We start from the raw sequence: 25,304 nt of genomic DNA, 5'->3' as shown, positions 1-25,304 counted from the left end.
CGCTTAAACACGGCGTAAACGGCACACTACGCATTGGCGCGGTGCCTCAGTGCAGTATCTCGCTGCCGCTGATGCTTAAAGCAGTCAGCGACCGCTATCCGCAGCTCAACTATCGCGTGGCGGTACTCAGCGCCGATCAGCTGCTGGAGGCGCTGAACAGCCATACCGTGGACGTGGGGATCGGCTTCTTTGAACTGGCAACGCTGCGGGAACTTCATTTTCAGGCCGAGCCGCTTCAGGACAACGGCGTCGAGGTGGTGTTTCATCCACACTTTTTTCCTGAACTGATCGGCGACGACGAAGTAACGCTGACGCAACTGGAAGCGCTACCGCTCTGCCTGGCAGAACCAACGCGCTACTTCCGACGCTATCTCGACACCCATTTTCGCGAAGCGGGCGTTACTCTGCGCGTGGTGCTGGAAACCACCTCGGTTTTCCAGCTGGTGCAGGGCGTGCAGGTGGGGCTTGGCTGCCTGATTTCACCCGCAGGACATCTGCTGCCAGAAACCCTTGTCGGGTTACAGCGTCGCCCCCTGTCGATTGCGGCGATGACGCGCCAGGCAGCGGTGGTTATTGCAGAACCGGGCAGGGCGACGCCTCTGTCGCAACACTTCTTCGACGAGGTACGGCGCTGGCTGAGCCAGCGGCAGACCCGGTAACTCAGCCTTCCTGCACGGTACCCAGTGACTGCATCAGCCGGTTCTGCCAGCTGGCCTGCGCAATATGCTGGAACACGTTAAACAGCGTTTCCACATTCATACCCGTCGCTTTCAGCGGCTGTAAATGCGCCGCGTTGAACCGCTCCGGTGAACGGGTAAGCTGCGCGGCAACCTGAATGATCGCCCGATCGCGCTCTTCCGCTATGTTCAGCGCATCGTCCACGCCGCGGCGCAGCGCCGCGTGCAGCTTTATCTGTTCGAATCGCGCAAAACAGGCAGCGCTGCCGTTGATCCGCGCCGTAACTGCGGCCGCCAGCACGCCTTCCGGCGTTGCGTCGAGCGCGTTGAGCAGCCTGCTCCAGCCGTTCAGGGCGGAGGCATCGTGCGCCAACAGCCAGGCGCTCTCGCTGAGGTGTGATTGCGACTGGCACCATGTCAGCGCCTCAAGCTGGAGCGCGGTTGCATAGCGCAGCTCGACCGGCGCGAGCAGAGGCCGCCAGGCGGCTGCCTCGGTAAAAGGCCCGGCATCCGGCGGGATAGTGACGCCGGGCATCCAGCGCACCGGCAGCGCCAGAAGGGCGTGGAGACCTGCCGCCACCCGCGCCTGATAGCTGACGAAGCCGATAATCTGTGTAAACGTGACGATATCCGGCGCGCTCAGTCCGCACTCTTCAAGACGATGCAGCGCTGCGGCATCAACCAGCGTCGGCTGGCTGGCAAGTTGACGGGCGTATTCGGTGATCTGCGTCAGGCGGCGATTGCTTTCGCGCGAAGAGTCAGGGCCGGAAAGCGGGTTCAGACGAGCGGCATAATGATTACAAAGCCGTTGAATACCGGTGACCTGCGCAACGGTCAGTGCGGTGCTGAGCCGGTCATACAACGAAAGCGTATGGGTCAGGCTGGTCGTCAATTCTGCCGGAAACAGCAGATGATAGAGATCGCGCGAGGCCAGAAGCGCGGGCTGCGCCTGCCGGAGCATCGCATTCAGCTCGCCCTGACACAAAGGCGCCAGCCCTAACAAAAAGCGATCCTCTATTTCCGCGGCTTCCGGAACCAGCGGCGCGGCCTGCGCGGTGCGGGAAGACTGCGTTTCATGATACCAGTGACTGTTGCCTGCAAAACGGCGCTGTTCCATGATCGTTCCTTTTGGTTAACCGACCGGGGCAGCGCAAAAAACGACGTGCGCCTTGCCGGGCCTGGAGAGCAGGACTATCCTGGCGCAACGCGGGAGATGAACCAAAGAATGAACGGTGCTAATCCATAACGGAAAGGTATATATGGGCAGTCAGGAAAAAAATGGCATCTGTGTAAAGGGCGTGCATAATGAGAACCGAAAAATCTGTTCGGGGCGGAGCGACAGCATATCGACATTCTCCCTGCTTGCGGTTCCGGGCATGTTTTATCTGTATCACAGGAAAAAGATAAGCACTATCTTGTGCCGTGATGTGTCCTGCTCGCGATGGGGTTCATTAACGCCATTATGGGCCCGATCGTGAATTGAAAGCGTAAAATTGTAGGTTGGTGAGCCTGTGAAAATCGGATATCTGTTCCCCATCGTCATTGGGATAGCGGGCGTGGTGCTGCTGGTGTGGTTTGTGGCCAGCGGCGCATGGCGTCCCGGCGCGTAAAAAACGAATCACCTGCGTTTGCAGGCGATAATAAGAGTAAGGTAATTTAATATTTTCGCCACGCGTCCGCCGTGAGGGGCTCGCCAAAGTGACTGGTGATCAGCCGCTTAGTAAGATCGTGGAGCGGGCTGGCCAGTACGTCTGCCGTACTGCCGCGCTCAACCACTTCCCCCTGATGCATCACCAGTACCTGGTCACTGATGTGTTTCATCATGCCAAGGTGCTGCGTGACATAAATATAGGCAATGCCGTGTTTGTCCTGAAGTTCCAGCATCAGGTTTACCAACTGCGAGCGCATTGACATATCAAGCGACGCCAGCGCCTCATCGGCAATAATGACCTTTGGCTGGAGGATCAGCGCGCGCGCCAGTCCCACGCGCTGCTTTTGTCCTGGCGCCAGCATGTGTGGATAATACGCCGCGTGATCGCGCAGCAGTCCCACCTGACGCAGGGTGGCGATGATACGCTTCTCGCGCTCGTCAGCCGACAAATCGGTGTTAAGCCGCAGCGGAAAATCCAGGATCTGACTGATGCGCTGGCGCGGATTGAGCGAGGTGGAGGGATCCTGAAAAATCATGCGAATGCGCTGGCTACGATAGCCGTAATCGCCATAGCTCAGCGGATGATCGTCAATAACAATTTCGCCGTCGCTGGGCGCGATCATGCCGCTCAGCATTTTCGCCAGCGTTGATTTTCCCGAGCCGTTTTCACCAATAATCGCCAGCGTCTGCCGCTCGCGCAGGGTAAAACTCACCGCTTTGACGGCCTCAACGTGCTGGCGACGAAACAGGCCGGTGCGGTAACGGTAGGTTTTAGAGAGATTACGCACCTCAAGCAGCGTGTCGCCCATTACTGGCTCTCCATATTAAGGGGGAAATGGCAGGCAAACAGGTGGTTTTTCGCACCGCTCAGGCGTGGCGTGATGATGCAGGTTTTCTGCGCATACGGACAGCGCGGCCCTAAACGGCAGCCAATCGGCAGGTGCTCCAGCGAAGGGATTGCGCCGGGCAGCGTGTTGAGGCGGCTTTTGTGAGGCAGCGCGCGGCCAAAATCGGGCATCGCGCGGATCAGCGCCTGCGTGTAAGGATGGTGCGGCGTGGTAATCAACTCGTCACTGAACGCCGTTTCCATCGTCTGCCCGCAGTACATGACGTTAATACGATCCGCCCAGTGGCTGAGCATTTGCAAATCATGACTGATCAGCAAAATGGTGGTGTTATTGTTCTGATTGAGTTTGCTGAGCAGGCGAAAAATCTGCGCCTGCGTGGTTGGCTCCATCGCGTTGGTCGGCTCGTCGGCGATCAGCAGGCGAGGCTGATTTGCCAGCGCAATGGCAATCATAACTTTCTGACATTCGCCGTCGGTCAGCTCGTAAGGATAGCTGTGCATAATGTCATTATGATCTTTGATCCCGACGCGATGCAGAAGTTCAATGGCGCGCCGATGCCGCCAGCGAAAACGCTGATACCAGCGGCCTTTCCACGTCCAGCGCGGAATGGCCTGCATGATCTGACGACCAATGTTTTCTGAAGGATCAAGACACGACTGCGGCTCCTGAAATATCATCGACACGTTATGCCCGATCACTTTTCGTCTCTCGCGCGGCGAAAGGTGTAGCAGATCGATATCGTTAAAGCGCATACGATCGGCCGTCACCCGCCAGTTGTCGCGCGTCACGCCGCAAATCGCCTTGGCAATCAGGCTTTTTCCTGAACCGGATTCCCCCACCAGCCCGCGCACTTCACCTTCGCTCAGGGTAATACTGACGCGATCCACTGCCTTAACCGGGCCATCAGCGGTCATAAATTCAATGGTCAGATTGCGAATATCGAGCAGCGGCATTTATTCCACTCCTGAGACGATGGCCCGGCGGATGCCGTCGCCCAGCAGGTTAACGATCAGTACGCTGATCATAATCGCCGCGCCGGGCAGCATGACTGTCCAGGGCGCAACGTAAATCAGCTCCAGCGCATCGCCCAGCATTGCGCCCCATTCGGGTGAGGGAAGCTGCGCGCCGAGATCAAGGAAACCCAAAGCGGAAATATCCAGAATCGCCATCGACAGCGCCCGCGTGAATTCCGTCACCAGCAACACCAGAATGTTGGGAAAAATCGCATACCAGAGAATGTTCATGCTGCTGGCACCGTCGAGGCGGGCGGCAATCACGTAATCTTTTTCCAGTTCATCATGCACCGCAGTATAAATAGCGCGAACCAGTCGGGGAAGTATAGCCAGAAATACTGCCAGCAGCGCGTGCGACAGGCGTGGCCCGAGAAACGCCACCACGGTGATCGCCAGCAGTAGTGAAGGAATAGAGAGCAGCGTGTCCAGCACGTGATTCAGCACCGCCGAGCGCAGGCCGCGCGTCAGACCGGCGACCACGCCCAGCACCATGGCGCACAGAGCGGCAAACACCGTGACCAGTATCGCCGAACCGACGGTGGGTGCCGCGCCGCTCAATAAACGACTGAGCAGATCGCGCCCCAGATCGTCAGTGCCAAGAAAGAAAGAGACATCGCCATAGTGCGACCAGGAGGGCGGCAGGAGTTGATAGCCGAGAAACTGCTGATCGAGGCCGTAAGGGGCGAGCAGCGAACCAAAGACGCACAGCAGCAGCAGCGCGCCAAAGGTATACAGGCCCACCATCGCAAGAGTATCGCGATAGAACAGTCGCCAGGTGTGGCGCAACGGGCTGGGAAGCCGCTTCTCGTCGTAAACGTTATCGGAGGGCATACCATTCCTTATGCTTCAGCGGGTTGGCGAGCGCGCCCAGAATATCGGCCAGAACGTTAACGGTGATCACCAGGCCGCCCACCATCATTACGCCTGCGGAGATCGCCGCGTAGTCCTGCTGGCGGATGGCATCCACCAGCCAGCGGCCCAGACCCGGCCAGCTGAACACCACTTCGGTGATCATCGCCAGCGTCAGCATGGTGGAGAATTGCAGCCCCAAACGCGGAATGACCGGCGGCAGGGCGTTATGCAGCACATGGCGGCGAATCACGGTAAACAGCGACAGCCCGCGCGTGGCGGCCGCTTTGATATAGTTCTGATCCATCACGTCATGCGTGCTGATGCGCAACAGCCGCACGATTTCCGTCGTCGGTGCGACCGCCAGCGCGGTGACCGGCAGGATCAGGTGGCGGAGGGTGCTGATCACCATCTCATTTCGCCAGGGCGTCGGACTGAGCCAGGCGTCAATCAGCGCAAATCCGGTGATATTTTCTACCGGATAAAGCAGATCGACGCGCCCGGAAACCGGCAGCCAGCCGAGGTTCAGCGAAAACCAGAGGGTAAAAAGCAGCGCCAGCCAGAACACCGGCAGCGAAAAACCCAGCAGGGCAAAGGCGCTGATCGCTTTATCCTGCCAGCGGTTATACAGCACGCCAGCGGTAATACCAAGCGGGATGCCCGCCGCCAGCGCCAGCACGAACGCCATGATGCACAGTTCCAGGGTCGCCGGAAAAACCTCCCGCAGCTGGGGGCCAATGGGTTCGCCGTTGATGGTTGAAACGCCAAAATCGAGCTGAAAAAGCCCTTTATACCAAAATATAAAGGCATCAACGGGCGAGGCGCCCATCAGCGGCGCATGTGGGGTGAAATAGCTCAGGCAGAAGCCGACCAGAGTTAACAGAAACAGCGTAACCAGCCACAGAACCAGCCGACGCAGGGTATAAATCACCATGACGACTTCTCTCCGCTTTTATCACGATGCACGCCGGCAAACGAGGCATTGCCGAACGGACTCAGCACCAGCCCCTGAATATCCGCGCGATAGGCCTGGAGCCGCAGCGACCAGGCCAGCGGCAGCACGGGCAACGACTGCGCCAGCATCGCCTGTGCCTGGCCGTAATACTCAATACGCGATGCCAGCTGCTGTGAGCGCAGCGCTTTTTGCAGCACCTCATCTAATTCGCCGTCACACCAGTGAGCATAGTTGGTTTGCGATCGGATTGCCGCACAGCTCAGCAGCGGTCGGAAGAAGCTGTCGGGATCGTTGCTGTCGGTTGCCCAGCCGGTCAGGGTCAAATCGTGACTCATCTCCATCAGGCGGGCTTCCTGGAAGCGTCCTTCCACAGGAATGATGGTGACGGCAACGCCAATCTGCGCCAGATCCGCCTGAATCAGTTCGGCGGTTTTCAGCGGGCTGGGGTTCCACGCCTGCGAGGCGGAAGGTACCCACAAAGTCAGGTGCAGATTCTGCACGCCGAGCGCCTTCAACTGCGCTCGCGCCTTATCGGGATTGTATTCCGTTACCTGCGCGCTGGTGTCAAAGGCCCACGACGCGCGCGGCAGGATCGACGCGGCAGTTTCGGCGGTGCCGTAAAAGATGGATTCCATCAGCCGTTCATTGTTGATCGCCAGCGACAGCGCCTGGCGAACGTCGGTACGATCTAACGGTGGCTTACGCGTATTAAACGCCAGATAGGCGATATTCATGCCGGGACGGAGCGTCAGACGCAGGCGCGGATCGTCGCGCAGCACGGAAATCTGGCTGGCAGCCGGATAGGCCAGCACGTCGCACTCGCCGGTTAACAGTTTCGACAACCGCCCGGTGCCGCCCGCGCCCATGTCGATGACCACCTGCGACATACGCGGCAGACCTTTCCAGTAGGTCGGATTACGCGCGAGGCGAATATACTGGCCGGTACGGTATCGGCTGAGCATAAACGGCCCGGTGCCGACCGGCTGTCTGTCAAGCTGCTCCTGACGATCTTCTGCGGTCAGCTTATCGGCATATTCGGCGGAAAGCACCGGCGCATAGTGTGTGGCCAGATGCCAGAGAAAAGAGGCGTCGGGCCGTGTCAGGCGGATCTCCACGGTGTATTTGTCGAGCTTTCTGACGCTGTGCACCGCATCGGCAAACTGAAGGCTGTCAAAGTAGGGGTAGCTGCCGCCGTTAACGTTATGCCAGGCCGACTGACGATCAAACACGCGCCGGAAGCTGAATACCACGTCGTCAGCATTCATCCTGCGTTGAGGGGAAAACCACGCCGTTTTCTGAAAGGTCACGTCTTTACGCAGGTGAAAACGGTAGGTGGCACCGTTATCGAGCACATCCCAACTGGCGGCCAGTTCAGGCACCAGGCGATAGGTATAGGGATCCACATCCAGCAGACGATCGTAAAGCTGCGCCGCCAGCGTATCCACCACCAGTCCGCCGCTGACCATTTGCGGGTTAAAGGTGGTCACGGTGCCATTGACGCAGTAAACGAAGCCGGTCTGGCGAATATCGCCAGGCATGGCAGACCAGGCGGTGCCGGAGAGCAGACCCACTGCGAAGAGAAGGGCGGAGAAAAGTGTGCGCATAAGTCATCTGAAATAACAGGCAATAAGCAGAGTGTATCGCACTCTCGGTTATCGCCCAAAGTTTGCAGCAGTAAGTGATGCTTTTTCGCGCGCACCGGTTTGAATACGCCTTATCTTGCTGTGGAAATGAGAAAAATTCTCAACAAAACGCTTTACAGATGATAGTGAGAATGATTACTATTCATGTGCGCTTCGACGGTGGCTCTACCGAAGAAGAGCACGACATTGCTCACATTGCTTCCAGTATTATTTAGCCCGCCCTGTGCGGGCTTTTTTTTATTCGCCTGTTTTTTCAGGCTGCACGCCATGCTTTTTCATCATTGCGCGTAGCTGATGATAGGTAACGCCAAGCAGCGTTGCCGCGCGGCGCTGGTTGAAAAAGGCCTGTTCAAGCGCACATGCCAACAACTCTTTTTCCTGTTGCTGCTGCCAGCCGCGCAGATCGACAGGCAGCGTGGGCAAGGAAGCGGGCGGGGCAGCCACCGGCGCAGCGGGCTGAAAAGGATTGATGATCACCTTATCCAGCGCCTGTTCAACGTTACCGTGACGATAAACCGAGCGCTCGACAACGTTTTTCAGTTCGCGGATGTTACCGGGCCAGTCATAAGCCAGCAGCGTTTGCTGCGCCGCCGACGTAAAACCGGGAAAAAGCGGCATTCCCAGTTCGCGACACATCTGAATAGCGAAGTGCTGCGCCATCAGCATGATATCGCTGCGTCGTTCGCGCAGCGGCGGCAGTTGCACAACGTCAAAGGCCAGCCTGTCGAGCAGATCCGCACGAAATTTATTTTGCCGGGCGAGCAGCGGGAGATCGTCGTTGGTGGCACACACCAGGCGGACGCTGACCTGAAGCGGCTGACTGCCGCCCACGCGCTCCAGATGGCCGTACTCAATCACCCGCAGCAGTTTTTCCTGTACCAGCATTGGCGCGGTCGCCAGCTCATCGAGAAACAGCGTGCCGCCATCAGCGCGCTCGAAGCGCCCAAGGTGCCGTTTTTGCGCACCGGTAAACGCGCCTGCTTCATGCCCGAACAGCTCCGAGTCCAGCAGGTTTTCATTCAGCGCCGCGCAGTTGAGGGAGATAAACGGCCCCTGCCAGCGATCGGAGAGATAGTGCAGGCGGCTGGCAATCAGCTCTTTACCCGTGCCGCGTTCGCCCAGCACCAGTACCGGTTTATTGAGCGGCGCCAGCCTGGAAACCTGCTCAAGCACTTCAAGAAAGTTTTCAGACTCGCCGAGCAGCGTATCATTAAAATCATTCATTAATTTCACCAAATGTTAGTGATTTTCACTACTTTAGTCGCGATTCAATCGGCTGTAAAGCAGGCGAGGCGTTACAAATCAAAGAGATAAAAACTGGCACGGCTTTTGAATACTCTCTGTAGCGCATCGCGCACTTTAATCAGACCAATGAGGAACATTGCTATGGGTATTTTTTCTCGCTTCGCCGACATCGTGAACGCCAACATCAATTCGCTGCTGGAAAAAGCGGAGGATCCGCAGAAACTGGTTCGCCTGATGATTCAGGAAATGGAAGACACGCTGGTTGAGGTTCGTTCGACATCTGCCCGCGCGCTGGCAGAGAAGAAACAGCTTCTGCGCCGCATCGATCAGGCGGAAACCCAGCAGGCGGAATGGCAGGAAAAAGCCGAACTGGCGCTGCGTAAAGACAAAGACGATCTGGCGCGCGCCGCGCTGATTGAAAAACAGAAACTGACCGATTTGATCGCCACTCTCTCCCGCGAGTCAGAGCAGGTTGAAGAGACGCTGGTGCGCATGAAAGGCGAAATCGGTGAACTGGAGAAGAAACTCAGCGAAACGCGTGCGCGTCAGCAGGCGCTTACGCTGCGTCATCAGGCCGCATCGTCTTCACGTGATGTTCGTCGCCAGCTCGACAGCGGTAAAATCGACGAGGCCATGGCGCGTTTCGAATCGTTTGAACGCCGCATCGATCATATGGAAGCTGAAGCGGAAAGCCAGCGCTTTGGTAAAAAACCAGGGCTGGATGAGCAGTTCGCCGACCTGAAGGCCGACGACGAAATCAGCGAGCAGCTCGCCGCATTGAAAGTCAAAATGAACCGCAGCGAGTAAGCGTAGCCGTCAGACTGTTATTTCAAGGAGTGTGAATGAGCGCATTATTTCTGGCTATCCCTTTAACGATATTCGTGCTGTTTGTGGCGCCGGTGTGGCTGTGGCTGCACTACAGCAACCGGCAGAACGGCGCGGCAGAGCTGTCGCAAAGCGAGCTTCAGCGGCTTGAACAGTTGACGCAGGATGCAAAACGCATGCGTGAACGCATTCACGCGCTGGAAGAGATCCTCAACGCAGAGCATCCAAACTGGAGACAGCCATGAAAACCATTACGTATAAAGGAAAGAGGCTTTATCGCGATCCGGCGCGCGGCAAGGTGAAGGGCGTCTGCGCCGGGGTGGCTGAATTTCTGGACATCCCGGTTCGTCTGGTGCGGATTATCGTTATCCTGTCGATGATTTTTGGGTTGTTTATGTTCACGCTGATCGCCTATTTCGCGCTGGCGTTTGTACTGAACGAGAAGCCATATGGTCTGGACAGTCAGACGCAGCGCAGGCCAACGGCGCATGAGCTGTTGGACCGGCTCAGTGCGGAACTCAACGGCGGCGAAATGCCGTTACGTGACATGGAGCGTTATGTCACTTCGGAAACGTTTAGCGTCCGCAGCCGTTTCCGCCAGCTCTGATCCTGTTCGCTGGCCCGTTTTGCGGGCCTCTACGTATTAACGGAGAACGCTATGCGTCACTGGCATACAGTAAAACGTCACGCCGGACCTGCATTAAAAACGGCAGGCAGGCTGGCGCTCACCGGCGCAATGACTTACGGCCCGGCGGGGGCAGCCGGCTGGGCGGTGAAATCGGTAGCCCGCCGTCCGTTGAAAATCTTTCTTGCCTGGGCGCTGGAACCGCTGCTGCGTCGCGCGCTGAAGGGTCTTTTCCGCAATAAGTTGTAAAAGATCGCCTGATGCTTTGCTACGCTTAGCGCACGAAAAGGACTGTTATTATAAAGAGGTGCCGTGATACGACTTCAAAATGAATTGCTGTCGCTGATGAATCGCGGCGCAGATCGCCACCTGCGCCTGGCGGTAACCGGATTAAGCCGCAGCGGAAAAACGGCCTTTATCACGTCTCTGGTCAATCAACTGCTCAACGTCAACGCCGACGCGCGCCTGCCGATGTTCTCTGCCGCGCGCGATGGTCGGCTGCTGGGCGTCAAGCGCGTGCCGCAGCGTGATATGGGCATTTCGCGCTTTACCTACGATGAAGGTCTCGCGCAGCTATACGGTACGCCGCCCGCCTGGCCGACGCCAACCCGCGGCGTTAGTGAAATGCGCCTGGCGCTGCGCTACCGCTCACGCGAATCGCTGCTTCGTCATTTTAAAGACGCCTCCACGCTCTACCTCGAAATTGTTGATTACCCTGGCGAATGGCTGCTGGATCTGCCGATGCTGGCGCAAGACTACCTGAGCTGGTCACGTCAGATGACCGGCCTGTTGCAGGGCGATCGCGCTGCATGGTCGGCGCGTTGGCGTACCTTGTGTGACGGGCTCGATCCGCTGGCGCCTGCCGATGAAAACCGCCTGGCGGAGATTGCGTCTGCCTGGACCGACTACCTGTTGCAGTGCAAGCGCGAAGGGCTGCACTTTATTCAACCGGGCCGCTTCGTGCTGCCAGGCGAAATGGCCGGCGCGCCCGCGCTGCAATTTTTCCCGTGGCCTGACGTTGACGCCATCGGCGAATCAAAACTGATGCAGGCCGACGGCAACAGCAATATCGCTATGCTGAAAGCGCGCTATCACTACTACTGCCAGCACGTAGTAAAAGGTTTTTACAAAGAGCATTTTTTACGTTTCGATCGTCAAATCGTGCTGGTGGACTGCCTGCAACCGCTGAACAGCGGGCCGCAGGCGTTTAACGATATGCGCCTGGCGCTGACGCAGCTGATGCAGAGTTTCTCTTACGGGCAGCGCACGCTGTTTCGCCGCCTGTTCTCGCCGGTGATCGATAAACTGCTTTTCGCCGCCACGAAGGCCGACCATATTACGGCAGATCAGCACGCAAACCTGGTGTCGCTGCTTCAGCAACTGGTGCAGGATGCCTGGCAGAACGCCGCCTTTGAAGGCATCAGTATGGACTGCCTTGGGCTGGCGTCGGTGCAGGCGACCGAAAGCGGACTGGTCGATCATCAGGGCGAAAAAATGCTGGCGCTGCGCGGCCATCGTCTTGCCGACAATCAGCCGCTGACCGTCTATCCGGGCGATGTGCCGCCGCGCCTGCCCGGTAACGCGTTCTGGCAGCAGCAGGGCTTCCATTTTGAACAGTTTCGCCCACGACAGTCAGAGGTGGATCGCCCGCTGCCGCATATCCGGCTCGATTCCGCGCTGGAATTTTTACTGGGAGACAAGCTGCGATGAATGGACCTGTTAAACTACGTATTGATTTTGCTCAGCCGCTTGAGGAAGAGAAACCCGTCCTGTTGAGAACGGCGCGGGCCTTCAGCGAAGAAGAGACGGCGTTTATCGTGCAGGACCCGCGCCAGGAGCCTGAAGAAGAGGGCGCTGGCGAGCGGGCGGTTGAGGCGGCGTTGCGCCCCAAACGGAGCCTGTGGCGAAAAATGGTCAAAGCCGGGCTGGCGGTGCTGGGCGTCAGCGTGGCGGCGCAGGGCGTGCAATGGGCGCACAACGCCTGGCTTAGCCATGACTGGATAGCGCTTGGCGGCTGCGTTGCCGGCAGCCTGATTGTGTTTGCCGGCGTTGGATCGCTGGTCGCAGAGTGGCGGCGTCTGTGGCGTTTGCGTGAGCGCGCGGAAGAACGCGATGTCGCCCGCGAGCTGCTGCACAGCCACGGCATGGGCCGGGGCCGCCCGTTCTGCGAAAAGCTGGCGCGGCAGGCGGGCCTTGAACAGGGGCATCCGGCGCTTCAGCGCTGGTATGCCTCCGTTCATGAATCCCACAGCGATCGCGAAACCGTTGCGCTCTATGCGCAACTGGTGCAACCGGTGTTGGACAGCCAGGCACGACGTGAAATTGGCCGCAGCGCTGCGGAATCCACGCTGATGATCGCGGTCAGCCCGCTGGCGCTGGTCGATATGGCGTTTATCGCCTGGCGCAACCTGCGGCTGGTCAATCGTATTGCAACGATTTATGGCATCGAACTGGGCTACTTCAGCCGTATTCGCCTGTTCCGTCTGGTGCTGCTGAATATCGCGTTTGCCGGGGCGTCTGAACTGGTACGCGAAGTGGGAATGGACTGGATGTCGCAGGATCTGGCAGCGCGTTTTTCCGCCCGCGCAGCGCAGGGGATTGGCGCAGGCTTGCTCACCGCACGGCTGGGCATCAAAACCATGGAGCTGTGCCGCCCGCTGCCCTGGCTTGAGAACGACAAACCCAAACTGGGTGATTTTCGCCGCGAGTTAATCACTCAGTTAAAAGAAACCATGCAAAAACGTCATGGATAGGTGTCAACTTTTCATGCCAGACCACTTCTGACGCTTGAGGCAATAGAGTATCATCAGCGTTACGCCAGTAACTGATTAAGGTGATATGCATGCGTCTGGAAGTGTTTTGTCAGGATCGTTTAGGGCTCGCCCGCGAACTTCTTGATTTGCTTGTTGAACGAAGTATCGATCTGCGCGGTATTGAGATCGCGCCGCCGCGCTGTATTTACCTTAATTTCACCCCCGTCAGCTTTGACTCTTTCAGCCAGTTAATGGCTGAGATCCGGCGTATACCTGGCGTTACAGATGTCAAAACGGTGGCGTTTCTCCCCTCCGAACGCGAACACCGCGCCCTCAGCGCGCTGCTGGTGGCGATGCCAGAACCGGTTTTCTCTGTGGATATGAAAAGCAAAATCGAGCTGGCTAATCCTGCGGCGCAGGCGCTGTTTGCGCTCAATGAAGAGAAAATACGCAGCGCAGGCGCGGGTTCGCTGATCCCCGGTTTTAATTTTCAGCGCTGGCTGGAGAGTGAAAAACTGGAGCCGCAGGCGCATCGTGTTGTGCTTCAGGGGCGCGACTTTCTGATGGAGATCACCCCCATCTATGCGGCGGAAGCGGAGAGCGCGGCGGGCGCGGTGGTGATGCTTAAATCGACCGCACGCATGGGCCAACAGCTTCAGACGCTGACGGTGAACGACGACAGCGAATTTCAGCATATCGTGGCGGTGAACGTTAAAATGCGTCAGGTGATTGAGCAGGCGCGCAAGCTGGCCATGCTGGACGCGCCGCTGCTGATTATCGGTGATACCGGTACGGGTAAAGATATGCTCGCCAGAGCCTGCCATCTGCGCAGCGCGCGCGGCAAAAAGCCTTTTCTGGCGCTCAACTGCGCCTCGCTGCCGGATGACGTGGCGGAAAGCGAGCTTTTCGGACACGCGGCGGGCGCTTATCCCAACGCGCTTGAAGGGAAAAAAGGCTTCTTTGAGCAGGCCAACGGCGGTTCGGTGCTGTTGGACGAAATTGGCGAAATGTCGCCGCGGATGCAGACCAAACTGCTGCGTTTCCTGAACGACGGTACCTTTCGTCGGGTGGGAGAAGAGCATGAGGTGCACGTTGACGTCCGGGTGATTTGCGCCACGCAGAAGAACCTGACGGAACTGGTGCAGCGCGGCGAGTTTCGTGAAGATCTCTACTATCGGCTGAACGTATTGACCCTCAATCTGCCGCCGCTGCGCGATCGTCAGCAGGATCTGGCGGCGCTGACCGACATGTTCGTGGCGCGCTTTGCTGATGAGCAGGGGATTGCGCGGCCGGTTATTGCACCGCAGCTTAACGCCTTTCTGGCGCGCTACACCTGGCCCGGCAATGTGCGCCAGCTTAAAAACGTGCTTTATCGCGCGCTGACGCAGTTAGAGGGCCACGAACTGCGACCGCAGGATATTATTCTGCCGGAATTCACGCTGGAGGTGCCGCTGGGCGAAGAGGTGATGGAAGGTTCGCTGGATGAGATCACCAGCCGCTTTGAGCGATCGGTCCTGTCGCGCCTTTATCTCTCATATCCCAGCACGCGCAAACTGGCGAAGCGCCTCGGGGTTTCCCATACCGCAATCGCTAACAAGCTGCGCGAGTACGGGCTGAGCCAGAAGCGAGGTGAAAGCGATGAGACGCCGTCCGGGACAGAGAAATAAGGCCAGCCGATGACCGGCCTTTTATCCTGCTATTTCAGCGACGCAAGCGCCGCTTCATAATCCGGCTCGGTGGTGATTTCTGCCACCAGCTGGCTGTAAAGCACCGTGTCATGCTCATCCAGCACCACCACGGCGCGCGCCGCGAGGCCTTTCAGCGGGCCGTCATCCAGCGCGACGCCGTAATCACGTTTGAAATCGCTGCCGCGCAGGGTGGAGAGCGTAATCACATTGTTTAAGCCATCCGTGCCGCAAAAGCGAGACTGCGCAAATGGCAGATCCGACGAAATGCACAGTACGACGGCGTTATCCAGTTCGCTGGCAAGCTGATTAAATTTGCGCACTGACGCGGCGCATACGCCGGTATCAATACTGGGGAAAATGTTCAGTACTTTGCGCTTGCCGCTGTAGTTTGAGAGGGAGACCTCCGAGAGATCTTTCGCCACCAGCGTAAAGGGTTTAGCCAGCTGGCCTGGCGTCGGCAGATCGCCCGCAACGGCGATCGGATTGCCCTGGAAATGAACGGTCTGAGACATAATCTTTCCTTTTTAAGCATGATTAACCCAGCACTGAGTGTAAGCCACCCTGGCCGCTGCCCACAAAAAACATTCTGGCACGGATGAATTACCCAAAACCGTCAGAAATGGCTATGTTGTCTGAGTGGCTTTTCCCCGTCGTGAAAAAGGACTCGTTAATGAGAGCAGTAAAGGTATACCCGGAAGCCTGGCCGCTGCATAAGCCTTTTGTGATTGCACGCGGTGCCCGCAGTGAAGCGGGCGTAGTGGTGGTTGAACTGGAAGAAGACGGCGTAAAAAGCGTGGGCGAATGCACGCCATATCCACGTTATAACGAGACGGAAGCCTCTGTGCTGGCACAGATCGCGTCGCTGCTGACCTCGCTTGAGCAGGGAATGACCCGTGAGGCGCTGCAACAGGCGCTGCCGGCTGGCGCGGCACGTAACGCAATCGATTCTGCGCTGTGGGATCTGGAAGCAAAAAAAAGCGGCAGCAGCCTGTGGCAGCTTACCGGTGTCTCAATGCCGAACGAGATCGTGATGACGCAGACGGTCAGTATCGACACCCCGGAAATGATGGCCAGTACCGCGCTGGCGTTGTGGCAGAACGGCGCGACGCTGCTCAAGATCAAAATGGACGACTCGCTGATCACCGAGCGGCTGATGGCGGTACGCACTGCGGTGCCGGACGCGACGCTGATCGTCGACGCCAATGAGTCCTGGCAGAGCGAAGGGCTTGCCGCCCGCTGTCAGCTTCTCGCCGATCTCGGCATCGTCATGCTGGAGCAGCCGTTGCCCGCAGACGATGACGCCATGCTGGAAAACTTCATCCACCCTTTACCGATTTGCGCCGATGAGAGTTGCCACACGCGTGAAAGCCTGCCCGCGTTGAAGGGACGTTATGAAATGGTCAATATCAAGCTGGATAAAACCGGCGGGCTGACCGAGGCGCTGGCGCTCGCTCAGGCAGCGAGAACCGCGGGCTTTCAGGTGATGCTGGGCTGTATGCTCTGCACGTCACGTGCCATTAACGCCGTGCTGCCGCTGGCGCCGCGTGCGCGCTTTGTCGATCTGGACGGCCCCACCTGGCTGGCGGCAGACGTTGACCCGTCGCTGCCGTTTAGCTGCGGGCGCATCACGCTTGCCAGCCAAGCAAATTAACCATCGCCGTCAGGTATTTTTCCGTGGCGGCATCGGCAGAGATCGGCGGCAACTCTGCGGTGATCACCAACAGGTTGAGATCGGCACACCAGCTGCCAAACGAACCCGGCGTGGCATAGCCCACGCTGGTTACCAGCGGCAGCGCCATCTCGTTTGCCAGCCACTGGCCGAGCGGGCTGGTGTGCGGATCTTCTATGCAGGCCAGCGGCTCATGAAAGGTGACGATCCAGGCGGGGGTGAGCTGATGAATAAGTTTGCACAGCGCCCGGGTTTCCGGCTCTGACGCCGCACAATCGCCGGTCGACAGCAACACATCCCGCGCATCCGCTACGCTGTTCCAGCGATAAACGGTGTCACCTTTCTGCCAGTTTGCCGCCGGAAAGTTGCGGTTCAGATCAACGCCGTTCGCATTGGCTCGCAGACCCAGCTGGCAGCCGTCCGGGTTGACGGCCAGCACCACGTGATGACGACGGTGTGCGTCGTTCAGGGTGCGCATTGCGCAGGAGAGTGTCACTACGGCGGCGGTCTCATCGCCGTGCGTACCCGCCAGAATCAGCCCGCTCTGCGCATCGGCGGCAGGCGCCGGAAACCACAGCAGCGGCGCGCCGAGCACCGACGCGCCGTAGCGCTGGTTCTCTGCGTTCAGGGCGCCGCGCTGCGTGCGGGGATGTATCTGCGACATGTTATTGACTCCCGAATGTTTTTTTAAAACTAGCGCAAAACTGCGGCTAACAAAAGTCGGCGCATCTCCACTCTTTTCGTATAAAGCATCAACAGCAATGGAAAAGGCTATTTGCCGCTTAACAATTTGCGTTAAAGTGCTGTCAATCGCATATTCTTATCTGAAAGGTGCTCCGATGAAGATCGCCCGTTTCACCCTGGCCGCCGTTGCGCTGGCTGTTACGTCGTCCCTTTTTGCCGCCGACGTTCCCCCCGGCACAGTGCTGGCAGAACGCCAGGAAATTGTTCGCCATATCAAAGACGAACCCGCTACGCTCGATCCTGCGCGCGCCGTCGGCCTGCCGGAAATTCAGGTGATCCGCGATCTGTTTGAAGGGCTGACCAGCCAGGACGCGAAAGGCAATATCGTGCCTGGCGTCGCCACGCAGTGGCAGACGACGGATAACAAAACCTGGATTTTTACGCTGCGCAAAGATGCACGCTGGTCAAACGGTGAACCGGTCACCGCGAACGATTTCGTTTATAGCTGGCGACGTCTTGTCGATCCAAAAACCGGTTCCACCTTTGCCTGGTTTGCCGGTCTTGCGGGCATACAGAATGCGGAAGCCATCGCCAAAGGCGAAAAGACAACCGGGGAGTTGGGCGTTGTTGCGCTGGATAAATACCGGCTGAAGGTGACGCTCGACAAGCCGGTGCCGTATTTTGTCAGCCTTACCGCTAACTTCTGCCTGTATCCGGTGCCGCAAAAAGTCATTGAGAGCACGGGTGCCGACTGGACACAACCCGGCAGCCTGGTGGGTAACGGCGCTTATCAGCTTCAGGCTCGCGTGGTGAATGAAAAACTGGTGCTGGTGCGTAATGACAATTACTGGGACAACGCCCACACGGTTATCAGCAAAGTCACTTTCCTGCCGATCAATGAAGAGTCGAGCGCCACCAAACGCTATCGCGCAAACGATATTGATATCACCGAATCCTTCCCGAAAAATATGTATACCCTGCTGAAAAAGCAGATCCCGAATGAGGTATATACGCCTGATCAGCTCGGTACCTACTATTACGCTTTTAACACCCAAAAAGGCCCGACCGCCGATGTGCGCGTGCGGCAGGCGCTGTCGCTGAGTATCGATCGCAAAATTATTGCTGAGAAAGTGTTAGGGACGGGCGAAAAGCCAGCCTGGCACTTCACGCCAGACGTCACAGCCGGATTCCATCCGAAGAAAAGTATCTTAGAACAGCATACACAGGCCGAACTTAACGAGCAGGCGAAAGCGCTGCTGGCTGCGGCCGGATACAGCCCCGCGCACCCTCTGACGTTAACGCTGCTGTATAACACCTCAGAAAATCATCAGAAAATTGCGATTGCGGTGGCCTCAATGTGGAAGAAAAATCTGGGCGTGAGCGTGAAGCTGCAAAATCAGGAGTGGAAAACCTATATCGACAGCCGCAACAGCGGCAACTTTGATGTGATCCGCGCCTCATGGGTGGGGGACTATAATGAACCGTCAACTTTCCTCAGCCTGTTAACCGCCGGACACAGCGGCAATATTGCTAAGTTTTCCAGCCCTGAATACGATGCACTCCTGGACAAAGCCAGCCGTGAAACGAAGCCTGCCGTGCGCAATGATGACTACAACCGTGCAGAGCAGATTATTGCCGAGCGCGCGCCGATTGCACCCATTTATCAGTATACCAACGGGCGCCTGATTAAACCGTGGGTGAAAGGCTACCCGGTGACTAACCCGGAAGACGTTGCCTACAGTCGCGAGCTCTATATTCTTAAACACTAATCCAGGCGCATAAAACAAATGAACAGAGCTTGCTTACTGATAACGGCGGTGATAGTGCTTTCAGGCTGTGCGTTAAAGCGCTACCCGGATTCACCGCCTGTTACTGATGTGCAGGCTACGATATGGGACTGTGACAACGTCACTGAACGTATTGCCGCCCAGCAGCGTGTACAATCAAAAATTGATAAAACGGGCGAATTCGACAGCCTGACGGTGCTGGGGTTTTTGGGAGACTTCGGCATCGGTAACGGTGTGGTAAAAAACAGGGCGCAGAAGGCCGCCGATCGCCGGATGGCCCGGTTAAAGACGTTACAAACGGCGAAATGCCCGCCGGGTCGCTGATACAGAGAAGTGAAAGCCGGAGAAGCTTCACATTTCTGTCGTGAGAAGCTTGATGTCAAAAGGCAATGAACTATTGTAGCGAAAAGGATTGTGACCGTTTGTGCGGGCAAGACCTGACTTACTCGGATCGGGTTGCAGGCAGGGATATGAAAATACGCAAGGTACTGAATAATAACGTCGCGGTCGTGTGCGATGCGCAGGGAAAAGAGCAGGTCGTGATGGGCCGCGGGCTGGCTTTTCAAAAGCGCGCGGGAGACAGAATTGATAGCAGCACAGTCGAAAAGGTGTTCACGCTGCAAAATCCACAGCTTACCGGACAGCTTGGTGAATTACTCGGTACCATTCGTCCGGAAGTTTTGGCAGCCAGCGAATGCATTATCGCTATGGCAAAGCAGACACTGCAAGCCAACCTGCATGAAAGCGTTATTATTGCGTTGACCGATCATCTCAACTTCGCCATATATCGTTATGAGCATCATCTTCCGTTACACACCGTGCTGAAATGGGAGATTGAAAACCTCTATCCTCAGGAGTTTGCGCTTGGCACGAGGGCGCTTGATATTATTCACCAGCGGTTAGCTATCCGGCTGGCAGAAGATGAAGCGAGCTTTATTGCGCTACATCTGGTTAATGCCCAACTGCATGCGGAAATGCCTGAAGTTATGCATATCACGCTGTTCATGCAGCAAATTCTCGATATCGTTAAATACACGCTCCACATCACCTGGCGTACCGACGCGCTCAGCTACAACCGGTTTGTTACCCATCTCAAATTTTTCGCTCAGCGAATGTTAGGGAAGCAGGGCGTGACCAGCGTTGATGAATCGCTGCACGATGTGGTTTCCCAACGCTATCCTCAGGCCTATCGCTGCGTTGAAAAAATTGATCGCCACGTCCAAAAAAACTGGCACTACGCTTTGGGTAAAGAAGAGCGGATGTTTTTAACCATTCATGTTGAAAGGGTCAGGCGCGAAATGCTGGTAGCCGATGAGCTGTCAGCAGAATTCAAACGCTGACGGGCTGAATGAAACAAGGGGCAGCGAGTGCCCCTTTAAAACATTTATTCCAGAGAAGTACCGTGCGAGCGGATAACCTCCTGATACCAGGTGAAGCTTTTCTTGCGCTTGCGCTCCAGCGTACCGTTGCCATTATCATCGCGATCAACGTATATAAAGCCATAACGCTTCGACATTTCCGCTTTCGAGGCGCTTACCAGATCGATGGGGCCCCAGCTGGTATATCCCCAGATCTCCACGCCGTCTTCAATGGCTTCGCGAACCTGCACCAGATGGTCGTTCAGATAGGCGATGCGATAGTCATCATTGATTGAACCGTCGGCCTCCTGCTTATCGCGCGCGCCCAGACCATTTTCGACAATGAAAAGCGGTTTTTCGTAGCGATCGTATAGCTGGTTCATCAGTACGCGCAGGCCAAGCGGATCGATTTGCCATCCCCACTCTGAGGCGGGCAGATGAGGGTTGGGCACCATGCTTAGAATGTTTCCGCGCGTTCGTTTATCCAGTTCCTTATCGGCAGTAACGCAGCCGGTCATGTAGTAGCTGAAGGAGATGTAGTCGATGGTTTCACGCAGATCGCATTTGTCCTGCTCGGTTATCTCCAGCGTGATGTCGTGTTCCCGAAAGAATCGCTTCATGTAGGCTGGATAGTGTCCGCGTGCCTGCACATCGCCAAAAAAGAGCCATTCACGGTTTTTTTGCATCGCTTCCAGCACGTCGGCCGGTTGGCAACTCAGCGGATAGAGCAGTCCGCCAAGTAGCATATTGCCGATTTTTCCTTCTGGTACAATTTCATGACAGGCTTTCACCACGCGCGCGCTGGCTACCAGCTGATGATGGATCGCCTGATAGATAGCCTGTTTACCGCTCCCTTCCGACAGGCCGACGCCGGTAAACGGTGCGTGCAGTGACATATTGATTTCATTGAAGGTTAGCCAGTATTTCACCCGGTCTTTATAACGCTCAAATACCGTGCGCGCGTAGCGTTCAAAGAATTCTATGGTTTTCCGGTTTCCCCAGCCGCCATAGTTTTCGACCAACCCAAAAGGCATCTCATAGTGAGAAAGCGTAACCATTGGCGCAATGTTATATTTTTCCATTTCGCTGAAAAGCCGATCGTAAAAGGCCAGTCCGGCCTCGTTAGGTTTGGCGTCATCGCCTGCGGGAAAGATACGCGACCAGGCAATTGAGATGCGCAGTACGGTAAAGCCCATTTCAGCAAATAATTTAATATCTTCAGGGTAGCGGTGGTAAAAATCGATCGCCACGTCCCGAATGCTAAAGTCATCCTGACGCTGCGCCACGCGCGGCGCCATGATGCCCGACGGCTGTAAATCGGCAGTCGACAGGCCTTTCCCGTCGGCCTGCCAGGCTCCCTCGACCTGATTGGCAGCCACTGCGCCGCCCCATAAAAAACCTTCTGGAAAACGTTTAGTCATGGCTCTCTCCTTGTGCTGGTTAAATAAACAGACTTAACAACGGCATTTGTTCCCTGACCTGTTCCTGCGACGTTGCAGGCAGTACGTCAAGGTAGTCTTCGCTGTTGCTGATAATGACGGGGGTGGTGAGGTCATATCCGGCGGCGTCTATCGCTGCCATATCAAACTCAATCAGCACGTCGCCCACGCTGACGGTCTCTCCCTGACTGACATGTGCGGTAAAGTGTTTGCCGCCGAGCTTTACGGTATCCAGACCGATATGAATAAGTATCTCCATGCCGTTGTCCGCCTTGAGGCCGATGGCATGGCCGGTATGAAACAGCGAAGCGACTGTGCCGTTGACCGGAGAGACGATGCGCCCGCAGGAAGGGACAACACCGATACCTCTGCCCAGCAGCCCGCTGGCAAAGCTTTCATCGGGAACGTTTTCCAGCGGAATGACGCGCCCCTCAAGCGGGCTCAGCAGACTTTGAAAGGCGCGGCTGTGTGGTAAAGGCGGCGTCAGTTTTTCCTGCTCCGCAGGCGAGGCGGGCAGGCCAAATAGCGATGTACTGAGCGCGGCAAAAACCAGCGCGAAGAGCGAACCGCAGATGACTGCGATAACGGTAGAGTCAATGCCGGTGTTCGGCACGGACTGAAAGATTGTGAAGATGCTGGCCAGTCCAAACGAATAGCATTTGGCCTGATAAAAACCGATCAGTCCGGCACCAAGTGCGCCGCCGATACAGCCAAATATAAACGGGCGACGGCGCGGCAGCGTGATGCCATAAACCGCTGGTTCAGTAATGCCAAACAGGCTGGCGGTAAACGATGAGGCGGCCAGACCTTTGAGTTTAAGATCGCGGGTGCGCAGCATGACGCCAAGCGTTGCGCCGGCCTGGCCCATTACCGCCGCCAGCAACAGCGGTGGGATCGTATCAAAGCCATAGACGCTGAGATTATTGATCATCACGGGCACCAGTCCCCAGTGTAAACCAAAAATCACGCAGACCTGCCAGAGCCCGCCAATCACCATACCGGCAAAAAGCGGGCTTAAGCCGTACACCCACAGATAGCCATCCGCCAGCTTCAGGCTCAGCGAGGTGGCCACCGGGCCAATCGCTAAAAAGGTCAGGGGAATAACGACCACCAGACAGATCAACGGTGTCGTGAAATTGCGAATGGCGGAAGGCAGGCGATGATGGATAGTGCGTTCAATAAAGCACGAGAGCCAGGCGGCCAGGATCACCGGAATAACCGACGACGCATAATTGATCAGCACCACCGGTATACCGAGGAAGCGCAAAGATTCTCCGCCGTTTTGCGCCTGCTGCCAGGCATCAAACATTATCGGATGCACCAGCGCCGCGCCAATGGCGAGTGTGGTAAACGGGTTTCCGCCGAATTTCTTACCGGCGCAGTAGCCCAGTATCAGCGGTAAAAAATAGAACAGGGCGTCGCTGGCGACAAACAGCATTCTGTAGCTGCCGCTTTTGTCATCGGTGACCCCAATAACCACCGCCAGCGCGAGCAGGCCTTTAAGTATGCCGGAAGCGGTCATTACGCCAAGGAAGGGCATGAAAATGCCGGATACGATATCGATAAATCTGGCGACAATGCCTTGTTTCCCGACGGGTTCGCTTGCTGTTGCGTCGTCGCCAATTTTGCCCAGCTGTTGAATGGCCTGGCAGACTTCAGCCACATGATTACCGATCACAACCTGATACTGCCCGCCGCTCTCAACGACTGTAATTATATCGGCATGATTTTTCAGTTCCGGCGAGTTCGCCTGCGTGGCGTCTTTTAAGCGAAACCGCAGACGGGTGGCGCAGTGCATCAGTGAGAGCACGTTGTCCCGACCTCCGACCCCCTGCAAAATGTCTTGCGCTAGCTGTTGGTATTTCATTGTATTCGCTCCTGAATAGCGTTTCCCTGACGAAGTGCAGACCAAAAAAAAACCTAAACCGCTTACTCTCTTCACCGTGGCGAGAAGGTAAGCGGTTTAGGTTTTGCCTGTCTGTACAGTAACAATCCTGACGCGCAGGGCTGATATTTCCTTAGTCAGACGGTGAACACAAGCGATAAAAGCGTACTGCCAAAGAATTCGTGAGCAAGATCTTATTTTTTTGCGCAATGTTGGCACGGGCCGCGTTTTGCAACGCGTCAACGTCGCGCTAGACTGTATCGAATTGAAAATGCTTAGTGGGGCGGATGTGAACGTTATTGCAGGTAAAGCTTTACAGGTGTCCGATGCGATTATCTCCTGCCAGCTGGACGGAAAGGGCGGCATGATCCCAATCGAGGACAAGGACGTTATTCACTGCCACCAGCCTTGCTGGCTTCATCTTAACTATACCCACCGTGAGAGCGCGGACTGGCTGATGTCCACACCGCTGCTGCCCGATGCCGTGCGCGATGCGCTGGCCGGTGACAGCATGCGTCCGCGGGTGAGCCGCCTTGGCGACGGCACCATGATCACTCTGCGCAGCGTCAACCTTAACAGCGAGTCGCGGCCCGACCAACTGGTGGTCATTCGGGTATTTATTAATGAAAAGCTCATCGTTTCCACACGGCAAAGAAAGGTCTTCGCCATTGATGAAGTGCTGACCGATTTGCAAAACGGCAACGGGCCGGTAAATGGGGGAACCTGGCTGGTGGAGGTGTGTGATGCCCTGACCGATCACACCAGCGAATTTATTGAAGAGCTTCATGACAGCATCATTGAGCTTGAAAATGCGGTGGTGGATCAACAGGTTCCTCCACGCGGCGAACTGGCGCTGATCCGCAAGCAGCTCATCATCATGCGGCGCTATATGGCTCCCCAGCGCGATGTGTATTCGCGTATCGCCAGTGAACGCCTGCCGTGGATGAGTGATGACGATCGCCGACGAATGCAGGATATTGCCGACCGGCTGGGGCGCGGACTGGACGATCTTGATGCCAGCGTGGCAAGAACGGCGGTGCTGGCGGACGAGATCAGCACGGTCATGGCGGAAGCGATGAACCGCAGAACCTACACCATGTCGCTGCTGGCGATGATTTTCCTGCCAACCACATTTCTGACCGGGCTTTTTGGCGTGAATTTAGGCGGTATTCCGGGCGGCAACTGGCATTATGGGTTTGGCGTCTTTTGCCTGTTGCTGATGGGATTAGTGCTGGGCGTCGCCTTCTGGCTCAGGCGTCGCAGGTGGCTGTAGCGCTGCGCAAAAATAGTAACAATGCTAAAAAAGCTGATCGACATCAATATCCAGCCGATGGCACTGAGGCAAACTCTTTCTCGCAGGTGAATGCAACGTCAAGCGATGGGCGTTGCGCTCCATATTGTCTTACTTCCTTATTTGAATTAATGCATAGCACATTTGATTCACACGAGCCGGCTTAATGCCGGCTTTTTTTTGCGCATTTGCCAGCATCGCGCAGCGTGCCTATGCTTAACTGACACGAAACGTCACAGGAGGAAGACATGTTATCGATAAACGCTCTGAACACTCCGCGTGCGTCCGATCCGGTTCCCACCGACCCTACGCCGATCCCCGATCCGATCCCTACACCGCAGCCGATGCCCGATCCACCGCCGGGCGATCCGGATCCCATTCTCGACCCGCCGCCGCATATGTAGTCTGAACCGCCCGGC

The 25,304-nt window shown here is 56.7% G+C and carries 26 protein-coding genes; 15 read left to right on the top strand and 11 right to left on the bottom strand.

What is annotated here, in order from left to right; translation table 11 throughout:
* A partial coding sequence (locus GS12_RS10290) for a LysR family transcriptional regulator substrate-binding protein (protein WP_034946586.1) occupies positions 1-659 on the top strand: 659 nt, incomplete at its 5' end.
* Position 660: 1 nt separating this feature from the next.
* Here GS12_RS10290 and GS12_RS10285 read toward each other — a convergent pair.
* Positions 661-1,794, bottom strand: a complete 1,134-nt coding sequence (locus GS12_RS10285) for a CMD domain-containing protein (protein ID WP_034946583.1) — start codon at positions 1,792-1,794, stop codon at positions 661-663.
* A 394-nt stretch (positions 1,795-2,188) separates the two neighbouring features.
* Here GS12_RS10285 and GS12_RS24295 point away from each other — a divergent pair, with 394 nt between their 5' ends.
* On the top strand, positions 2,189-2,287 hold the full coding sequence (locus GS12_RS24295; RefSeq protein WP_152601393.1) for a YoaK family small membrane protein: 99 nt from the start codon (positions 2,189-2,191) through the stop codon (positions 2,285-2,287).
* A 46-nt stretch (positions 2,288-2,333) separates the two neighbouring features.
* Here GS12_RS24295 and sapF read toward each other — a convergent pair whose 3' ends face one another.
* The 6 genes from sapF to pspF form a co-directional block, all read right to left on the bottom strand.
* Positions 2,334-3,137, bottom strand: coding sequence for a putrescine export ABC transporter ATP-binding protein SapF (gene sapF, locus GS12_RS10280; protein WP_034915061.1), 804 nt, complete (start codon positions 3,135-3,137; stop codon positions 2,334-2,336).
* On the bottom strand, positions 3,137-4,129 hold the full coding sequence (gene sapD, locus GS12_RS10275) for a putrescine export ABC transporter ATP-binding protein SapD (protein WP_034946580.1): 993 nt from the start codon (positions 4,127-4,129) through the stop codon (positions 3,137-3,139). Before sapD ends, sapF begins: the two co-directional genes overlap by 1 nt.
* Entirely contained in the window at positions 4,130-5,020 is an 891-nt protein-coding gene (gene sapC, locus GS12_RS10270) for a putrescine export ABC transporter permease SapC (RefSeq protein WP_034946577.1), read from the bottom strand.
* The gene (gene sapB / locus GS12_RS10265; RefSeq protein WP_034915052.1) at positions 5,007-5,972 is read right to left on the bottom strand and encodes a putrescine export ABC transporter permease SapB; all 966 of its coding nucleotides are present in this window, start codon (positions 5,970-5,972) and stop codon (positions 5,007-5,009) included. Before sapB ends, sapC begins: the two co-directional genes overlap by 14 nt.
* Positions 5,966-7,597 carry an ABC transporter substrate-binding protein SapA gene (sapA, locus tag GS12_RS10260; RefSeq protein ID WP_034946574.1) on the bottom strand — a complete coding sequence of 544 codons (1,632 nt, stop codon included), beginning with the start codon at positions 7,595-7,597 and terminating at the stop codon, positions 5,966-5,968. The genes sapB and sapA overlap by 7 nt, the downstream gene beginning before the upstream one ends.
* A gap of 276 nt (positions 7,598-7,873) precedes the next feature.
* A complete protein-coding gene (gene pspF, locus GS12_RS10255) occupies positions 7,874-8,860 on the bottom strand; it encodes a phage shock protein operon transcriptional activator (protein WP_034946571.1) in 987 nt (328 codons plus the stop codon).
* A 162-nt stretch (positions 8,861-9,022) separates the two neighbouring features.
* On the opposite strand from pspF, the gene pspA reads away from it, so the two are divergent.
* From pspA to tyrR, 7 genes are all read left to right on the top strand, one after another.
* Entirely contained in the window at positions 9,023-9,688 is a 666-nt protein-coding gene (gene pspA / locus GS12_RS10250) for a phage shock protein PspA (protein ID WP_034915043.1), read from the top strand.
* Between the two features lie 35 nt (positions 9,689-9,723).
* A complete protein-coding gene (gene pspB, locus GS12_RS10245; protein WP_034946567.1) occupies positions 9,724-9,951 on the top strand; it encodes an envelope stress response membrane protein PspB in 228 nt (75 codons plus the stop codon).
* Entirely contained in the window at positions 9,948-10,313 is a 366-nt protein-coding gene (pspC, locus tag GS12_RS10240) for an envelope stress response membrane protein PspC (protein ID WP_034946565.1), read from the top strand. The genes pspB and pspC overlap by 4 nt, the downstream gene beginning before the upstream one ends.
* Before the next feature lie 51 nt (positions 10,314-10,364).
* A complete protein-coding gene (gene pspD, locus GS12_RS10235) occupies positions 10,365-10,580 on the top strand; it encodes a phage shock protein PspD (RefSeq protein WP_034915037.1) in 216 nt (71 codons plus the stop codon).
* A gap of 63 nt (positions 10,581-10,643) precedes the next feature.
* Positions 10,644-12,041 carry a YcjX family GTP-binding protein gene (locus GS12_RS10230; RefSeq protein WP_034946562.1) on the top strand — a complete coding sequence of 466 codons (1,398 nt, stop codon included), beginning with the start codon at positions 10,644-10,646 and terminating at the stop codon, positions 12,039-12,041.
* On the top strand, positions 12,038-13,084 hold the full coding sequence (locus tag GS12_RS10225) for a YcjF family protein (RefSeq protein WP_034946559.1): 1,047 nt from the start codon (positions 12,038-12,040) through the stop codon (positions 13,082-13,084). Before GS12_RS10230 ends, GS12_RS10225 begins: the two co-directional genes overlap by 4 nt.
* 89 nt (positions 13,085-13,173) lie before the next feature.
* Positions 13,174-14,751 (top strand): transcriptional regulator TyrR, encoded by a 1,578-nt coding sequence (tyrR, locus tag GS12_RS10220; protein WP_034946556.1) that lies wholly within the window; start codon positions 13,174-13,176, stop codon positions 14,749-14,751.
* Positions 14,752-14,780: 29 nt separating this feature from the next.
* On the opposite strand, the gene tpx is transcribed toward tyrR, so the two are convergent.
* Positions 14,781-15,284, bottom strand: coding sequence for a thiol peroxidase (tpx, locus tag GS12_RS10215; protein WP_034915025.1), 504 nt, complete (start codon positions 15,282-15,284; stop codon positions 14,781-14,783).
* Positions 15,285-15,442: 158 nt separating this feature from the next.
* On the opposite strand from tpx, the gene ycjG reads away from it, so the two are divergent.
* A complete protein-coding gene (gene ycjG, locus GS12_RS10210; protein ID WP_034915022.1) occupies positions 15,443-16,423 on the top strand; it encodes an L-Ala-D/L-Glu epimerase in 981 nt (326 codons plus the stop codon).
* On the opposite strand, the gene mpaA is transcribed toward ycjG, so the two are convergent.
* The gene (mpaA, locus tag GS12_RS10205; RefSeq protein ID WP_034946555.1) at positions 16,398-17,105 is read right to left on the bottom strand and encodes a murein tripeptide amidase MpaA; all 708 of its coding nucleotides are present in this window, start codon (positions 17,103-17,105) and stop codon (positions 16,398-16,400) included. The two genes, ycjG and mpaA, sit on opposite strands and share 26 nt — an antisense overlap.
* Before the next feature lie 175 nt (positions 17,106-17,280).
* Between mpaA and GS12_RS10200 the strand changes: the two genes are divergently transcribed.
* From GS12_RS10200 to licT, 3 genes are all read left to right on the top strand, one after another.
* The gene (locus GS12_RS10200) at positions 17,281-18,894 is read left to right on the top strand and encodes a peptide ABC transporter substrate-binding protein (protein WP_034946553.1); all 1,614 of its coding nucleotides are present in this window, start codon (positions 17,281-17,283) and stop codon (positions 18,892-18,894) included.
* Positions 18,895-18,912: 18 nt separating this feature from the next.
* The gene (locus GS12_RS10195; RefSeq protein ID WP_034946552.1) at positions 18,913-19,236 is read left to right on the top strand and encodes a hypothetical protein; all 324 of its coding nucleotides are present in this window, start codon (positions 18,913-18,915) and stop codon (positions 19,234-19,236) included.
* Between the two features lie 146 nt (positions 19,237-19,382).
* Positions 19,383-20,252, top strand: a complete 870-nt coding sequence (licT, locus tag GS12_RS10190) for a BglG family transcription antiterminator LicT (RefSeq protein ID WP_034946551.1) — start codon at positions 19,383-19,385, stop codon at positions 20,250-20,252.
* Positions 20,253-20,296: 44 nt separating this feature from the next.
* Here licT and ascB read toward each other — a convergent pair whose 3' ends face one another.
* Together ascB and bglF are read right to left on the bottom strand one after the other, a co-directional pair.
* Complete coding sequence (gene ascB, locus GS12_RS10185) at positions 20,297-21,691, bottom strand: 6-phospho-beta-glucosidase (protein ID WP_034946549.1); 1,395 nt, start codon at positions 21,689-21,691, stop codon at positions 20,297-20,299.
* 19 nt (positions 21,692-21,710) lie between these two features.
* Positions 21,711-23,576: a PTS beta-glucoside transporter subunit IIABC gene (bglF, locus tag GS12_RS10180; RefSeq protein ID WP_034946547.1), complete on the bottom strand. Its 1,866-nt coding sequence runs from the start codon at positions 23,574-23,576 to the stop codon at positions 21,711-21,713.
* A 307-nt stretch (positions 23,577-23,883) separates the two neighbouring features.
* On the opposite strand from bglF, the gene zntB reads away from it, so the two are divergent.
* On the top strand, positions 23,884-24,867 hold the full coding sequence (zntB, locus tag GS12_RS10175) for a zinc transporter ZntB (RefSeq protein ID WP_034914999.1): 984 nt from the start codon (positions 23,884-23,886) through the stop codon (positions 24,865-24,867).
* Between the two features lie 266 nt (positions 24,868-25,133).
* Positions 25,134-25,289 carry a proline-rich small protein YnaL gene (ynaL, locus tag GS12_RS24760; RefSeq protein WP_162834961.1) on the top strand — a complete coding sequence of 52 codons (156 nt, stop codon included), beginning with the start codon at positions 25,134-25,136 and terminating at the stop codon, positions 25,287-25,289.
* The last annotated feature ends 15 nt before the right edge of the window (positions 25,290-25,304 follow it).

This window comes from Erwinia oleae (assembly GCF_000770305.1).
GTDB classification, from domain to species: domain Bacteria; phylum Pseudomonadota; class Gammaproteobacteria; order Enterobacterales; family Enterobacteriaceae; genus Erwinia; species Erwinia oleae.
Note: the sequence above shows the minus strand (reverse complement) of the source record. Positions and strands in the feature narration are given on the sequence as shown.

Excerpts from the sequence above, each read along its gene's own strand:
- GS12_RS10285 (WP_034946583.1), bottom strand. The coding sequence starts at position 1,794 with ATGGAACAGCGCCGTTTTGCAGGCAACAGTCACTGGTATCATGAAACG.
- sapF (WP_034915061.1), bottom strand. The coding sequence starts at position 3,137 with ATGGGCGACACGCTGCTTGAGGTGCGTAATCTCTCTAAAACCTACCGT.
- sapD (WP_034946580.1), bottom strand. The coding sequence starts at position 4,129 with ATGCCGCTGCTCGATATTCGCAATCTGACCATTGAATTTATGACCGCT.
- sapC (WP_034946577.1), bottom strand. The coding sequence starts at position 5,020 with ATGCCCTCCGATAACGTTTACGACGAGAAGCGGCTTCCCAGCCCGTTG.
- sapB (WP_034915052.1), bottom strand. The coding sequence starts at position 5,972 with ATGGTGATTTATACCCTGCGTCGGCTGGTTCTGTGGCTGGTTACGCTG.
- sapA (WP_034946574.1), bottom strand. The coding sequence starts at position 7,597 with ATGCGCACACTTTTCTCCGCCCTTCTCTTCGCAGTGGGTCTGCTCTCC.
- pspF (WP_034946571.1), bottom strand. The coding sequence starts at position 8,860 with ATGAATGATTTTAATGATACGCTGCTCGGCGAGTCTGAAAACTTTCTT.
- pspA (WP_034915043.1), top strand. The coding sequence starts at position 9,023 with ATGGGTATTTTTTCTCGCTTCGCCGACATCGTGAACGCCAACATCAAT.
- pspB (WP_034946567.1), top strand. The coding sequence starts at position 9,724 with ATGAGCGCATTATTTCTGGCTATCCCTTTAACGATATTCGTGCTGTTT.
- pspC (WP_034946565.1), top strand. The coding sequence starts at position 9,948 with ATGAAAACCATTACGTATAAAGGAAAGAGGCTTTATCGCGATCCGGCG.
- pspD (WP_034915037.1), top strand. The coding sequence starts at position 10,365 with ATGCGTCACTGGCATACAGTAAAACGTCACGCCGGACCTGCATTAAAA.
- GS12_RS10225 (WP_034946559.1), top strand. The coding sequence starts at position 12,038 with ATGAATGGACCTGTTAAACTACGTATTGATTTTGCTCAGCCGCTTGAG.
- tyrR (WP_034946556.1), top strand. The coding sequence starts at position 13,174 with ATGCGTCTGGAAGTGTTTTGTCAGGATCGTTTAGGGCTCGCCCGCGAA.
- tpx (WP_034915025.1), bottom strand. The coding sequence starts at position 15,284 with ATGTCTCAGACCGTTCATTTCCAGGGCAATCCGATCGCCGTTGCGGGC.
- ycjG (WP_034915022.1), top strand. The coding sequence starts at position 15,443 with ATGAGAGCAGTAAAGGTATACCCGGAAGCCTGGCCGCTGCATAAGCCT.
- mpaA (WP_034946555.1), bottom strand. The coding sequence starts at position 17,105 with ATGTCGCAGATACATCCCCGCACGCAGCGCGGCGCCCTGAACGCAGAG.
- GS12_RS10200 (WP_034946553.1), top strand. The coding sequence starts at position 17,281 with ATGAAGATCGCCCGTTTCACCCTGGCCGCCGTTGCGCTGGCTGTTACG.
- GS12_RS10195 (WP_034946552.1), top strand. The coding sequence starts at position 18,913 with ATGAACAGAGCTTGCTTACTGATAACGGCGGTGATAGTGCTTTCAGGC.
- licT (WP_034946551.1), top strand. The coding sequence starts at position 19,383 with ATGAAAATACGCAAGGTACTGAATAATAACGTCGCGGTCGTGTGCGAT.
- ascB (WP_034946549.1), bottom strand. The coding sequence starts at position 21,691 with ATGACTAAACGTTTTCCAGAAGGTTTTTTATGGGGCGGCGCAGTGGCT.
- bglF (WP_034946547.1), bottom strand. The coding sequence starts at position 23,576 with ATGAAATACCAACAGCTAGCGCAAGACATTTTGCAGGGGGTCGGAGGT.
- ynaL (WP_162834961.1), top strand. The coding sequence starts at position 25,134 with ATGTTATCGATAAACGCTCTGAACACTCCGCGTGCGTCCGATCCGGTT.